Origin of the sequence: Lachnospira hominis (ex Hitch et al. 2025) (genome assembly GCF_040096395.1) — a bacterium.
In the GTDB taxonomy this organism is placed as follows: Bacteria; Bacillota; Clostridia; order Lachnospirales; family Lachnospiraceae; genus Lachnospira; species Lachnospira hominis.
Genome location: NZ_JBBMES010000022.1, coordinates 29318 through 43282 on the forward strand (window position 1 = coordinate 29318; position 13965 = coordinate 43282).

Below are 13965 nucleotides of genomic sequence, written 5' to 3' on the forward strand. Positions count from 1 at the left end.
TCCATATTGCTTAATTCAGTATCTCCATGAATTTCTAACATTGATACGCTTCTCACAGGAAATAGAATAGGAGAGATTCATTCATAAATAATTAAATCATTCATACTTACCTGAATTTGTAATGTTTTTCCATATTTTCTCATAATTATCTACTATAGTTTTTTCTGAGGTCAAAAATGCAAACATAGATATACTTGAATAGAGAGTTTCCGCCGAATCAAAAACCACACAACTTTCATCATGAGTTAGATTTCTCTTTGAATATATTTCCGATACAGGCATAAATGAATTTTCTTCCTCTTTGGTGTATTTATACCCATCAATACATCCTAGATTTTTTAAAAATATTAAATAAGTATCTTCGGTCTTCAGATATTGCCATCCGTTAGTGTAAAATTCTTCACCTCTAACAAATGATACAGGTTCTATAATGTAAATACAGTCACCTACTGAAAGATTAGCAGAATTATCCTTATAGATTTCCTCTATTTTTACCATTGTTTTTGTTGATCGTAAACTCATTTCACGAGAATTTGTTACAGTTATACGAGCTATTAAAGAAGAATCTTTTTCCATATCATCCAATGAGTAATTACTTTCATTGTTAAAGTAAGAAGTTTTCTGCCCTCCTGTATAGAAAATTTCCATAGCTGTATTTTCTGATAAAGCAATATCAGGATCATGAACCCCTGTAGTTGTTTTTATCCCAGTCTTTCCATAGAATAAGGCTGTCACCATACAAATGATTACAACACAGATAGTTAATACAAATTTCTTCATTACATCAACTCCTTAATTTTACCAAATTCCATGCATATCTTCTCATCCGCTAATATTTCAATATCTTCTTTATTATGGCTTGTCAGTATAGTAATGGTATCATTCTTTTTTTCTTCCAATATACGTTCACGAAATAAATCAATGCTATGCTGATCCAATGCGTTAGTTGGCTCATCCAAAAGCAAAATTTTTGGATGTTCCATCAGTGCTTGACAAAGAGCTAGTTTTTGACGCATTCCTAATGAATATTTATTTACTTTTTTCTTTGATTTGGGATCAAGACCAAAGTATATCATTATTTCATATATTTCTTCATCTGATACAATTCCTTTTATATTGGAAAGCATTTTCAAATTTTCAAATCCTGAATACATACTCCAAAAAGAAATATTTTCAATAACAGCTCCTAAATCTGGTAAAACATCCATATCTTTATGTAATGCCTTGTGATTATATTTTATGTATCCTTTGTCTGTATTTATAAAACCTGCAATGGCTCTGAGTAGCATTGTTTTACCTGAACCATTTTTACCATATATTCCATATATTTTACCAGATTCAAATGTATAACTGATATCATCAAGCACTTTTTCACCTTTAATTGACTTTGAAATAGATTTTACATATAAATTCATGGATATCATTCACCTCACAATATTTGTTTTTTTTCGCAAAGAAATTTACCTATCCACACCAAAACAGCGGATGATATAACTGAAATGAGACAGCTTGACTTAAAATTCAATAAATCTATATTGCTTGTAGTCCATTCGTAATTTTCTTCGACATAATATATAATAAGCTTGTTATGCCAATTAAATAAAGGAATATGTAGCAAGGAATAATGCCAAATTTTCCATATAACATTTCCCATTGAAAAATAAAATCCACACACCATTACTGGAATAAAAAATACAATAAATGCAACGATGTATCCTATAATTGAATCTTTCCAAAATGAAAACAAATAACTAATCATTTGCAAATGAAAAATCTCTATCAATAGCATAAAAATAACTTTGAAATCTTCTAAGCCATTAGAGGTATGCTCTACAAAAAGAAAAAACAAATAATCGGAAACAACTACAATACAGTCACGTAATATCATTTTTATTAATATATCCTTATAAATTATGTGTTTTTTCCCATAACGAGGAAGTAGAATTACCATGTTATCATTTGCATCATTAAATAAGTCCATTGTAAGATAACAAATCTCAAGGATAAACAAAATCGCAAAAAATGATAAAGATATAAGGTCAAACGAATGATCTATTAGTATTCCCCCAAAATATATTTGTGAACGTACTCCTTCTGTTATTGTAACCAGACTATTATGAAACCCCAAGTACACATTAGCATAAAAATATCTAATTACAAATGTTATAAGTGATACTAGTAAGCATTTTCCAACATTAACATTCAAAATTTTTTTCTTATATAACTTCATAATTTTTTATTTTTCTCTGTATAATGCCAATACTTAATCCAAAAATAAGCAATATCAGAACAATTTCTCCTATTATATTTCCATGAACATTAGGCATAATATAACCTTGTATAGAGAATTCATTTAGCCCAAAGACAGAAACAATCAAATTAAAAACAATATAGAATATAAACAAAGCACCAGGTATCTTTGCGAAATATAGAACTTTCATTTTGTTATAATATGAAAGAGCATAAGCTAAGATAGCTAATCCCGAGCCAAAAATTCCGTAATTAAAAATGTATATTAGATTATATAAAGTTGGATGTTGCAATCTCACCATATCAAGAAAATTGTCAGCGTTATATGATACCAAACCTATAGCGTAATCAGGTTCTCCCCAAGCACTGTCATATCCATGTATTGGATATGTCAAGTGGCATAATAATAAATTTATGAGCATTGGTATTGTTATTGTCAAAAAGGTTACAATCAGAATGCCAAATAATTTTCCTGCTAAATATTTCTTTTTCCCGATTCTTTGAATAAGTAGGATTGAACTATTGCTTTTTTCTTCTCTTATTAAGGAAAGTGATGCAATAATTGTTGCATAAACAGGCAATAACAGATACATTATATATGGAATATATGCCGCTTCAGTGCCCTGTAATACGAAATTTTCATTTGCTGAACGAATAAATTGATAACTTTTTCCTATATCATTTTTTACACATAAAATATACGAAGCAATATTTAAAATCATTAGAGCAATAAAAACAACTTTATATTCTGCACGATCAATACAATGTTTGATTTCTATAAGAACCATTTTTTTCATAATCTTTACCAAAAGGGCATAAACCCACGAAGAGGTTTATGCCCATCCCTTCTGTTATCTAAAATCTACATTTCCACTTACAAATGCAGTTGATAATTGAGATTGATAATTTTCCATTCCCATACCGACCTGTGTGTTAGTAGAATTATAACCGCTCTTGGTAAAGATTAAATTACAAGATCCTGTTCCAACACCCTGCTTATACTTATTAGATATTTTACTCTTGCTGTTATTGACAGCCCAGAAATTTGCGTAAGAGGTATTGGTAATTGCTGTTACCTCATTTGTGATGTAATCATCGGATGTTGTTTTTGCATGCATAGAGGTAAAGTTATTAGTCTTATTCAGTTTAAGTGCATAAGCGGTGTAAGATGCCGCCTGAGAATATGCTGCTGAAGAAAGAAATACACATCCTGCACAAAACAAACCAATACCTACTTTTGCAATCTTCTGTTTTAAACTTTTTAACATCATAGTCAATTCCTCCCAATCTTATTTTTTTAACTGCGTTGGTACTTTTGGTTCATACAACAAACCACGGCACAATGAATTTGCATTACTTCGAGCAATAGCAGTCACTGCCTGAAGTACGAGACGGGCACTTTTCTGGGGTGCCTTGTTTACTTGCTTATTGTCCATCGTTTTCACCCCCCCCCTCCTTAATTGTCTGACAATTACAGACAACTTTATTTGTTTACCATGGTATGTGCTTAATATAACAGAGTATTTAATTTTTTTCAATCCCTCTATGCACGAATGGTAGCCCAACATGCACGAACTGTTCTACATATAGGTATAAAACCGAAAAGATGGCAGATAGGTTAAGCACCTACCTGCCATCTTTAATCTATATATTTCAGAAATAATGATTAATTATTGTCAGTCTCATATATAGATTTATAACGCTCTCGATCAACTGGAATAATCTCATTATCATTAGCATCTTTATATGTAATAAACTCATCGTATTCTGTAACTGATTTTTCCTCTGAGACAGAATTAATAGAATACATATTCGAATCGTTACACATTACATTTGAATTTGGACCAGAAATTAGTAACGAACCATCCTCTTGTGCATATGCCAAAAAGATATAAATGGAATTTTCGGAAGGCAGTGAATCATTCTCAAACAGATAAATAGCATCTTGTTTTTCTGAAATTCCGCCTTGTTTAACAATAGGAATAGGTTTATCTGTAATAAGTTCACCTTTTATATTTTCGAGAACCTGAATAGTATAATTAGTGTAAGGCGAACCGACCTCCTTAGGATTTCCTTTTTCATCTTCAGTCGTTATAACATTTCGATACTCGGTTCCATCGCAACTGACAACCTTTGCTACAAATACGTAATCACAGATACCAACAGCTTCGCGAATGTTATCAGTATCATATACAAAAGATGCGTGCATCTGGTGGATTGGCAAGTTAGATACATTTGTATTCAGTTGACTTGCATTATTTTTGGATGCACATCCTGTAAAAAACATTCCTACGATAAGAACAATAGACAAAATACCATAGATACTTGATTTTTTCATAGCGTTCTCCCTCCCCTAATAATTATTATATGCGGCATCATATGAATCTTTATCATTTTGAGATAATGCCTGCGTACTAGTATGTCCCGTAATTGCTGCATCCATAACATCTGTTGAAGTACTGTGATCCAACCCTAATGCATGTCCCAATTCATGTGTCGCTACATTCTGTTTTTTACTATTACTATAACCGCTCATATAATAGGTATTGAGTTCAATTTTACCACTAGAATATGTCATGCCTGCCCATCCATTCGAAGCATTGACATCGCTTACGTATACATCTTCTACAACAAAAGCACTGTCTTTTCTGATTACTCCAGATTTATATGCATTCCATGTGGCAGCCCCAGTGTTAATATAACTCATGTAAGTGCTGTTTCCGTCATAGTCTAGATGTTTGCCAGAATCAACAAGATCCCATGTTTGTACATAAGCTTGTGCAAATGCCGTAATAGGAAATAGCATTGCTATAGCCATTAAAGTTATAATGCTATACAATAAATGATTTTTTAAAACAGATTTTTTAAAATGCATACTCCTTCACTCCTTTTCAATCATGTAACAACGGTTATCTTCAATTATTCTTAAAGGTTATCTTTATGAAAATTGAAACGCAACACATACTAGTACACATTATATATCCTGTTAATATTCCTAAAGTACGACATCTTATCATCTCCACTCCATATTATAGATTCTCAGAATACTTAAGATGTAGTAGTATACCTTGAATATAACAAAATCTTTATACTTTTCAATACCTCTATGCATGAATGGTAGCTCACTATGCACAAACGGTAGCATATTATGTTGTGTACCTACTTTATTGATGATAAAATATGACGGAGAATGATTAAAGGAAGTGGTAGCTATGCTATATATTGACTCAATATGGGAATATATTGTTAATTTCTTAGAACTGGCATTGTTTATAATATTTATCCATAAAAAATTGCGTATTCGAGCAAATTATAAACATCAAGCAGTTTTGATGTTTCTTTTCGTATCATTTCAGTTTGCTGTGTTATGCACGCTGAATAAAATGGGAATATCATCCTACAGCACTTTGATGTCATCTTGTGTTTTGGACATTGGATATGCAGTATTGTTCTATCGTGATAGTATAATTCGCCGTATCTTTTGGGGCTTTTCGTATTCCATCATTTGCTTAGTTGCAGAACAGATTTCGTTCTTTATTCCCGTTACTCTTTATAAAGGAGCGTCTCTGGAGCTATTATTAGGTGGAACATTACGGAAGCCATATACCATGTTATATTTGGCAATGATAGCTGTTTTTGTCTTGTTATTTCATTCTATTGGAAACAAAGACATATCTCTTTCACCGTTCCAAAAAGTTGCATATATTTTCATCGCAATTTCTGGACTTGCAATCGGGCACTACATATTAAGGCTGACTTTGGAATCTGTTGATAAATTTGGTGATTCATCCTTTTCAGCTAGGCTATCATTGGTTGACTTGTTTTTTATTATTTTATTTTTAGTATTGATGCTATACATATACCAGCTAGGTTATTCAAAAGAAGAAAACATACGATTACTGGAAGAACAAAAGATTTATGAGCTGGAAAGGACTGAGTTCAATAGCTTATCTGAGACAACTGAACGATTACGAAAAATGAAACATGATATGCAGATTTATGTGGATGCAATCAACGTATTAGCAAAAGACAAGAAATGGGATGAACTTATAACATATACAGAGCAATACCATAACACTCTTGCAACTACGCAAAGTGCCATAGCAACGGGAAATATTGCTATTGACTGCATACTTACCGCAAAACTTGATTATGCTGAAAAACACGGAATTAAGACAGAATATTCTATTATGGCTCCTGAAAATTTTCCGCTTGATTCTGTTGAGCTTTCATCCATACTTGGAAATATATGGAATAATTCCATTGAAGCAGGAGAAAGACTTATAATCTCTGATCCAACCGAGCATCCATACATTTATTTTTATATTAAACCTTACCAGAATATGATACTGATTCACATTGAAAATAATTATGATGGTGTGATAAAAGGTAGCATTGATGGAGACATTTTGAGTGTTAAACAAGGAAAAGAACATGGACTTGGGATAAGACGAGTAAAAGAGCTTGTAGAAAAGGCAGATGGCGTATTGCAGATTACATCTGATAACAAAATTTTTTCCGTACATATTATGATACCGGATAAGGAGAATAACAAACTACTATGAAAATGAAAATAACCATACTTGAAGATTCTGTGATCGAATCAGAACGGCTGAAAAATGGAATAAGAAAATACGGGCAGCAATATGATTGGGATATTGAAATTGACGAATACGAATCGGGCGAAGAATATTTTTCAAAAAATTCTGAAGGCACAACTATACAGGCTTCAGCATTTTTCCTTGACATACAAATGGGGCAAATGAATGGAATTGAGGTTGCTAAACGCCTTCGTGAATCTGGTTATCAAGGTATTATTGTATTTTTAACAGCTTTTAGAGAATATGTATTCCGAGGATATGAAGTCAGAGCTTTAAACTACTTGCTAAAACCCGTCAAGGAAAATACTCTTTTTCTGTGTTTGGATGAAATCGCGAAGGAGTTATCTAATAATACCTACATATACCGAAACAAGCAGGAAATTGTAAGTATTCCCTATGCAGATATATTGACATTTTCGAGCAGATTACATTATGTGGATATATTGACCGTAGACGGCAAATGCTATGAACAAATGTCTACCCTAAATAAGATTATTGTCCATTTGCCAAGTGAATTTATCCGAACCCATCGTTCTTATATTGTAAATATGGCACATATCTATCGTATTACATCAGGAACGATTGAATTGTCAAATCATCTAACTACACAAATCGCACGTTCTTATTCCAAAGACGTGATAAGTGCTTTTGCCAAATATACAACAAGATTTGATACAAGCGGGGATTTTGAATGATTACGAAGTGGGCTACATCTATTGCTAATAAGTTAGCAGAACTATCCGGGGAGGATGTTTCTGCGGATCAATTAGAAATATACATATATGGCTTAGAATGTTTTTTGAATACTTTTATAACCATAGTGTTATTGTTCGTATGGGGAGTTTTATCACATACACTCGGCTATACCCTAATTTGGGTAATTACCTTTTCATTGTTACGACATTATACCGGAGGTGCCCATGCTCCAACGCAGTTAACATGTATCTTAGGCAGCTTTTTTCTCGGTTGTCTTGATAAGTGGGCTATAATCTATTTAAAGCCAACTGTACTAGGATATTTGATACTTGTCCTTATGTGTATATTATTTGCACCTATAAGTAACCATAAAATATGTTTAACCACCAAACAAAAATGGATACATAAACTTATTTCTGTGATAATTGTTAGCATTGGATTTCTGCTGTTTTATAAAATTGGAAACACGAAGATGAATACCACATTGTTTTATTCCTTTTTCTGCGTAATCATTCTTATGATAGTCGAAACAATTAAAAATCTAATGAGACACTTTAAATAGCAGGATGACTTTTCATAAATATTCAAAAAAGATAAAGAATTTGATGGTCTTTATCTTTTTTGAATTTAATTAGATTATCTAGCTCCTCTGTCTGATGGCGAACGATAGTTAAAATCTCTGTCCTGTTCCCGTTTCTGAACTTCTGCCTGTTTTTCTGCCAGCTTTCGATGGATTGAGTTTTCTCCATACTTGGAGTTCCATTCCTTGTTTGCTTTGACATAGGATTCATACTCGGACTTGCCTTGTTTATAGACTTGCAGGAACGCATCTACCGTTGGATATTTGTAATCCTGCACGATATGGGATAATCCCTGCTTCATAATCTTAATCGTTTCTGCGTATTTGTTAGACTGTGCCTGCAATTCCTTTCGTTTCTTTCCTTGGAATAATCCTGTACAGTTCTTCAAATCCTCGTCAATAAGGTCTTTTTTCACTTCCTGCGTATGAATGGCTCTGTTTTGTCGTTTAAGTTTCTCCATAATCTCTTCAAGTCGCATCTCATAATCGTGTGCCAGCTCAGACATTCTTGGTCTTGGCGGAATAACGGTCTTTTCTGCGGTAGTAGTAGCAGGTGCTTTGAATGGTTGGGTCACAGCAGGAATTGTCTGATTGTCTGTCTGTGTAACGGATGGAGCTGGTTGTTTCTCTTGTTTTTCATTTCTTCGCTCCATAAGGTCGGAGATTCTGGCTTTCTGTTGTTCCTGTTTCTGTATCAGCAACTTTATGAGTTCTTTTAACAGCTCGATTGCCCGAAAGATAATCATAAACAAAAGCTCCGGATGATTGCCATACTTGTGAATGGATTCCTTAATCGGAGTTGAAATCTGTTCCTGCTTTACCTTTAAGATTTCCTTTCGCTCCATCCCCGATACCAAAGCGTGATCCACAGTACGATTCCAGTCCTGTATGACCTTATTATTGAGTGTAATCTTATCTGCCTTTGGATTGTTCTTACCGATTTTCTTAGTGGCAAGATAGACATCCCCACGCTTGAATGCAGACAGCTTTTCTTTCTCATCTTTGACAAGTCCGTTGATGACATCGGTATAAAATACCTTGACCTCATCTAAGAAATGTTCCTGCTTAAAGCGAGCGTCCTTGATGGTAAACATCTGTCTTTCGTAGACCTCACCTTTCTTGATCACCTTACACCTTTTACGGATAGTTCCATTCTCGTCTAGGATTTCTTTCTTGGTACGAACATGATTACCTTTCTCATCATAGAACATATTTCTGGTGGCAATCTTTTCTATCGGTTCGTCAAGATAATTTCGTTCTGCAAAGATAAGATGGATATGATAATTCGTCTTTCGTTTGTTATGATGGAGTGCTGCAATACAATCAACACCATACCGACTTTTGAATTTATCCGTCATATATTTTAATAGTCCGTCTGGCGGATAATCCACAAAGGATTCCGGCAGGGCAATGATAAATTCTCTTGCTTCGATACATTTTCCCTCTGTACCGCTTTTCTTAAATTCTGCCTGATTGCACTTGGCAAGTTCTGTCCAAAATTTTCGGTCTGTGGTTTCATATACCGCATAGAGATTTTCCTGTTTTTTGTCACTGGAGATATAATAGATTCTTCCACGAACATTATGGAGCTTTGACATCTGCACAAATGAATTTCTTGGCATAGCGATTTCCTCCTTTCCCAGTTTTGATTTTGGAAAAGAGGACAGATAAGATAGATGAGATGTGAGTAGTAAACTTTCCCTGTGAGCGAGTGCATAGGCACTCGTCTTGCGAACACATCCGCCTTGTGGCGGCTAAGCCTCGCAGAGCGAAATACACAGAGTACAAAACGAAGTTTTGTGCGATGGGTGTATTTCGCTCTCAAACGCCGAGGGCTTGCTTATGAAGTTCACTTTTAGCTGTAACTGTTCCCTCAGCACCTAATTTTGTGCCTTTAATGGCACACTTTTTATGTGCCGTATCCGGCACTCCCTTTTCTTAACAGAAATGCTAGAAGATTGCTATGAAAATCAGCGAAACAATAGACGAATCCGTTAGCACTTTTGCCTTAACAATAGCATTGTTCTATTATTCAGACTTTTTAGCAAAAACCGTAGAAACAGTAGAAGTCTGCTATTAAAATCGAAAAAACAATAGCACGATTCGTTAGCATTTTTGCCCTGACAATAGCATTGTGTTACTTCGCTTACTTTTAAACTGTGTCTGGCAAGGAAGTGGTAGTAAAAGTTCCTATTAAATTTCATTTTTAATAGTGCATTGTTTTATTACATTTTGATTTTAATAGAGCTTTTTACTATTAACTCTTTGAAAATGTACCCCATAGATTGGACACTCAAAATCATAGTAGCGTACACTTTTTGTCATAGGTCGGACAGCTTTTTTCATAGCTACACTTGGTATGACTTCTCACAGCACTTTTTGTAAGTTGGGTGGACTTGTCCTACCAGTCGGCTTCACTTGGGTGGATGGTTGCACCCACTTCATTTTCTGGCTTGGGTGGACTATTCATAACACCTTTTGCATCTTGGGTGGACTTGTCCTACCAACAAGCTATAACTGGGTGGACGATTGCACCCATTCACATCCATCTTGTCCTCATTTTCCAAAAGTTCTGGTTGTATCTGAGGACTTGTCCGTGATATAATCTATTTGCGTGTAGGTATATCATGGCTTTTAGTCAGATACATACCAGAGGGATGGTCTTAGGACTGTCCCTTATTCATTTTTCATTGTTCCCTTGACCGCTTTTACTGCGTGTCTGTCTCGTAAATCCTTCCCCTCATTGAGAATCAGAAACTCGTCTAATCGTTCCCTGCGGATTAAGATTTTTCTTCCCACTCTAAGGATAGGCAGCTTTTCCCATTCCACAAGATTTCTAAGAGTGTTTCTTCCGATACCTGTATAGTCGGCAGCTTCTTCAATGGAGAGAGCAAACTTTAATTCTGTCATTCGATCACCTCATTCCTGCGTAGGATTACAAGTCTTGTATATCAGAGGATGTTCCTTTTTGAAGAAAGGATTAGCCTTTTTTAAAACTTGCGTTACGCAATTCTGATTAAAGTATATATCTTTTATAACGCTATGTCAAGCCTTACGAAATTCTATCATCTTTTATAGAATTGCGTATTGCAATATATCGTGTTATGTGGTATAGTAATGACATACCGAAAAAGGAGGTTCGCAAGTATGTTAAAAGATAAAGAATTGCGAAAGACAATCGGTAGCAGAGCAAAAAGCCGTAGACAGGAGTTAGGATTGAACCAGCCTTATGTCGCTGAAAAAATGGGCGTGACAGCCTCAACCATTCAGAGATACGAAGCAGGAACGATTGATAACACCAAGAAAATGACCTTAGAAGGTCTGGCAGATGCACTTCATGTATCTGTGGAATGGCTGAAAGGTGAGACGGACGAATACGAAACAGACATTACGGATAAAAGAGAATTACAGATTCGTGATGTGATGACTTCCATTCTGAATAAGCTCCCTTATGATATGGAACAGTCCGAAAGTGATTTTTCCAAAGACCTGCTACTACTGATGTTACGGGAATACGAGCTGTTCGTGGATTCGTTCCAGTTCGCTTGTAAGAATTTCAAAGGAAATACAGATAACAAAATGCTCGCCCAGACAATGGGGTTTGAATCCAATAAGGAATACAATGAGATTATGTTCCTTAGAGAAATCACCCACACCGTCAACGCATTGAACGATATGGGCGATATTGTAAGACTGTATTCTAAGAATCCTGAGACAGCGAAAAATCGACTAGCCAATCTTTTATCAGAAAAAGATCCCGATTCGGTATAGATAGGCAGACGGAGCTATGATATACTTACACGCAAGAAGCATTTCACCAGTTCCGATTGCCGATATCGAAAGGAGAAACGATTATGGCAAAAGGTTCTGTAAGGAAGAAAGGCAAGAAATGGTACTACCGCTTTTATGTGGAGGATGCAAGTGGTAACTTGGTTCAGAAAGAATTTGCAGGTACGGAGAGCAAATCAGAGACAGAGAAAATGTTACGCAAGGCTATGGAGGATTATGACGCAAAGAAATTTCTAGCCAAAGCGGACAACCTCACACTCGGACAGATGCTAGATGTATGGGCAGAGGAAGATTTGAAAACGGGTTCACTTAGCAACGGTACAGTCGGTAACTATTTACAGGCAGTAAACAGGATTAAACAACACCCAATCGGAAACAGAAAACTAAAGACAGTCACTTCGGAGCATTTGCAGAAGTTTATGGATTTACTTGCATTTGGCGGTGAGGAAGGAAATTTTAAGTCAAAGGGTTACACCATCGACTATATCCGTTCTTTCCACGCAGTCCTGCAACAGTCCTTCCGATTTGCAGTCTTTCCAAAGCAGTACATCACATTCAATCCAATGCAGTATGTGGTAATGCGTAGGAAAGCCGAGGAAGATGTGGATTTGTTTTCTGATAATGATGAGGATGCAGAGGTTATCAACCCGATTACACCAGAGCAGTATCAAACGCTTATGGAGTATCTGGAAGAAAGAAACAAGCCTGCTGTCCTGCCGGTACAGATAGCGTACTACACAGGTCTTAGACTTGGAGAGGTATGCGGACTGTCTTGGAGTGACATTAACTTTGAGGAACAGTATCTGACAGTACGAAGAAGTGTCCGTTACAACGGAGCAAGGCACAAGACCGAGATTGGTCCGACAAAGCGAAAGAAAGTCCGTATCGTGGATTTCTGTGATACGCTCGCTGACATCTTAAAGAAAGCGAAAAAGGAACAGAGAAAGCAGGTATTCAGTTACGGAGAACTCTATCAGAGGAACTACTACAGGGAAGTTAAGGAAAAGAATCGTATCTACTATGAGCTTTATCATTTGGATGGCACAGAGGACATTCCGCTTGATTACAACGAGATTGACCTTGTATGTATCAGACCGGACGGAGCATACGAAGCCCCTGCAACGGTTGAGACAGCTTTAAGGACAGCAAGGAAACGATTGTCGGAGCTTGATGATAATTTCCACTTCCACACCCTGCGACACACTTATACCACAAACCTGCTCTCAAATGGAGCAGCACCAAAGGATGTACAGGAATTACTTGGACACTCGGATGTAAGTACCACTATGAATGTCTATGCACACGCTAACCGAGAAGGTAAGCGAAACTCAGCCCGACTACTTGATAAGGTGGTTGGAGAATAAAATCGAATAAGAAAAACTTTCCCTTGTAGATACCTCATAAGGGCAAAAACAAGGGAAAAGGATACATATAGAGTGGCAAGGCATACCGCCAAGTCGCATAAAATAAGGAAAGTTGAGATTTTAGTTATACAAATTCTAATTGTTCTGCTTAGTTTGGCAACTCGCTTTCTTCAACGGGAACTGCCTCTAAGTCAGTGTTGCTCCAATAAGAGCTAATATCTGCACTTGTAAAGTATTCAAAATTATCTGTGGAAGATTTCAGATTGCCTTTCTTTACTCCATAGCAGCCATAAATCAGTTCATAACTTGTTCCATCAGAAAGGTTAAATCTGAAACTTGTTATCTCTGCTCCAGCGGTTTCCTCTACCTCTTTGAGTTCCAAGGATAGCCCCTCAAACATATCATACAAGTTCTTTATGGTTTCTTCGGCAACAATGACCTTCTTTTCTGCTGACACAGGTACTCCAACAAAGTGATACATTTCTATATTTTCAACATCACCTACCTCAAAAGGCAAATCAATATTGACTGTCTTGTTGTTGCACCCAACCAAGCCAAGCACACAAACCACCGCTAAAACTAATGCTATCAACTTTTTCATACAATCAACCTCGTATTATATAGTAGTAGTTTTTAGAGACCATCTCCAAGGTCTTAATAACTGTTAAATCATAGTCTCTTCTTT

At 35.7% G+C, this 13965-nt stretch carries 16 protein-coding genes; 5 read left to right on the forward strand and 11 right to left on the reverse strand.

Annotated elements, in window-relative coordinates:
• Window positions 1–96 precede the first annotated feature (96 nt).
• The 8 genes from WMO38_RS13525 to WMO38_RS13560 all read right to left on the reverse strand — a co-directional run bounded on the left by WMO38_RS13525 (window position 97) and on the right by WMO38_RS13560 (window position 5125).
• Window positions 97–780, reverse strand: a complete 684-nt coding sequence (locus WMO38_RS13525; RefSeq protein WP_008397017.1) for a hypothetical protein — start codon at window positions 778–780, stop codon at window positions 97–99.
• Window positions 780–1415, reverse strand: coding sequence for an ABC transporter ATP-binding protein (locus tag WMO38_RS13530; protein ID WP_015559483.1), 636 nt, complete (start codon window positions 1413–1415; stop codon window positions 780–782). The genes WMO38_RS13525 and WMO38_RS13530 overlap by 1 nt, the downstream gene beginning before the upstream one ends.
• A 14-nt stretch (window positions 1416–1429) precedes the next feature.
• On the reverse strand, window positions 1430–2230 hold the full coding sequence (locus WMO38_RS13535; RefSeq protein ID WP_008397014.1) for a hypothetical protein: 801 nt from the start codon (window positions 2228–2230) through the stop codon (window positions 1430–1432).
• Window positions 2217–3047 (reverse strand): ABC transporter permease subunit, encoded by an 831-nt coding sequence (locus WMO38_RS13540; RefSeq protein WP_008397012.1) that lies wholly within the window; start codon window positions 3045–3047, stop codon window positions 2217–2219. Before WMO38_RS13540 ends, WMO38_RS13535 begins: the two co-directional genes overlap by 14 nt.
• Window positions 3048–3101: 54 nt before the next feature.
• Complete coding sequence (locus tag WMO38_RS13545; protein ID WP_008397010.1) at window positions 3102–3521, reverse strand: hypothetical protein; 420 nt, start codon at window positions 3519–3521, stop codon at window positions 3102–3104.
• A gap of 18 nt (window positions 3522–3539) precedes the next feature.
• Complete coding sequence (locus WMO38_RS13550; RefSeq protein ID WP_306787648.1) at window positions 3540–3818, reverse strand: cyclic lactone autoinducer peptide; 279 nt, start codon at window positions 3816–3818, stop codon at window positions 3540–3542.
• A gap of 98 nt (window positions 3819–3916) precedes the next feature.
• On the reverse strand, window positions 3917–4588 hold the full coding sequence (locus WMO38_RS13555) for a hypothetical protein (protein WP_008397007.1): 672 nt from the start codon (window positions 4586–4588) through the stop codon (window positions 3917–3919).
• A gap of 15 nt (window positions 4589–4603) precedes the next feature.
• Window positions 4604–5125, reverse strand: coding sequence for a matrixin family metalloprotease (locus tag WMO38_RS13560; RefSeq protein WP_008397006.1), 522 nt, complete (start codon window positions 5123–5125; stop codon window positions 4604–4606).
• A gap of 337 nt (window positions 5126–5462) precedes the next feature.
• Here WMO38_RS13560 and WMO38_RS13565 point away from each other — a divergent pair, with 337 nt between their 5' ends.
• The 3 genes from WMO38_RS13565 to WMO38_RS13575 are packed head-to-tail and all read left to right on the forward strand — an operon-like array spanning window position 5463 to window position 8109.
• Window positions 5463–6815 carry an ATP-binding protein gene (locus WMO38_RS13565; protein ID WP_349163051.1) on the forward strand — a complete coding sequence of 451 codons (1353 nt, stop codon included), beginning with the start codon at window positions 5463–5465 and terminating at the stop codon, window positions 6813–6815.
• The gene (locus WMO38_RS13570) at window positions 6812–7546 is read left to right on the forward strand and encodes a LytR/AlgR family response regulator transcription factor (RefSeq protein ID WP_015559482.1); all 735 of its coding nucleotides are present in this window, start codon (window positions 6812–6814) and stop codon (window positions 7544–7546) included. Before WMO38_RS13565 ends, WMO38_RS13570 begins: the two co-directional genes overlap by 4 nt.
• On the forward strand, window positions 7543–8109 hold the full coding sequence (locus WMO38_RS13575) for an accessory gene regulator B family protein (RefSeq protein WP_008397001.1): 567 nt from the start codon (window positions 7543–7545) through the stop codon (window positions 8107–8109). Before WMO38_RS13570 ends, WMO38_RS13575 begins: the two co-directional genes overlap by 4 nt.
• Before the next feature lie 74 nt (window positions 8110–8183).
• Here WMO38_RS13575 and WMO38_RS13580 read toward each other — a convergent pair whose 3' ends face one another.
• Both WMO38_RS13580 and WMO38_RS13585 read right to left on the reverse strand, forming a co-directional pair.
• Window positions 8184–9749 (reverse strand): MobA/MobL family protein, encoded by a 1566-nt coding sequence (locus WMO38_RS13580; protein WP_015559481.1) that lies wholly within the window; start codon window positions 9747–9749, stop codon window positions 8184–8186.
• Between the two features lie 1054 nt (window positions 9750–10803).
• Window positions 10804–11037 carry a helix-turn-helix domain-containing protein gene (locus WMO38_RS13585; RefSeq protein WP_008396997.1) on the reverse strand — a complete coding sequence of 78 codons (234 nt, stop codon included), beginning with the start codon at window positions 11035–11037 and terminating at the stop codon, window positions 10804–10806.
• Window positions 11038–11274: 237 nt separating this feature from the next.
• Between WMO38_RS13585 and WMO38_RS13590 the strand changes: the two genes are divergently transcribed.
• The gene (locus WMO38_RS13590; RefSeq protein ID WP_008396996.1) at window positions 11275–11898 is read left to right on the forward strand and encodes a helix-turn-helix domain-containing protein; all 624 of its coding nucleotides are present in this window, start codon (window positions 11275–11277) and stop codon (window positions 11896–11898) included.
• An 83-nt stretch (window positions 11899–11981) separates the two neighbouring features.
• Window positions 11982–13280, forward strand: coding sequence for a tyrosine-type recombinase/integrase (locus tag WMO38_RS13595; protein WP_008396995.1), 1299 nt, complete (start codon window positions 11982–11984; stop codon window positions 13278–13280).
• Between the two features lie 148 nt (window positions 13281–13428).
• Here the strand turns inward: WMO38_RS13595 and WMO38_RS13600 are convergent, their stop codons facing one another.
• Window positions 13429–13881 (reverse strand): hypothetical protein, encoded by a 453-nt coding sequence (locus WMO38_RS13600; RefSeq protein ID WP_117915780.1) that lies wholly within the window; start codon window positions 13879–13881, stop codon window positions 13429–13431.
• Window positions 13882–13965: the final 84 nt, after the last annotated feature.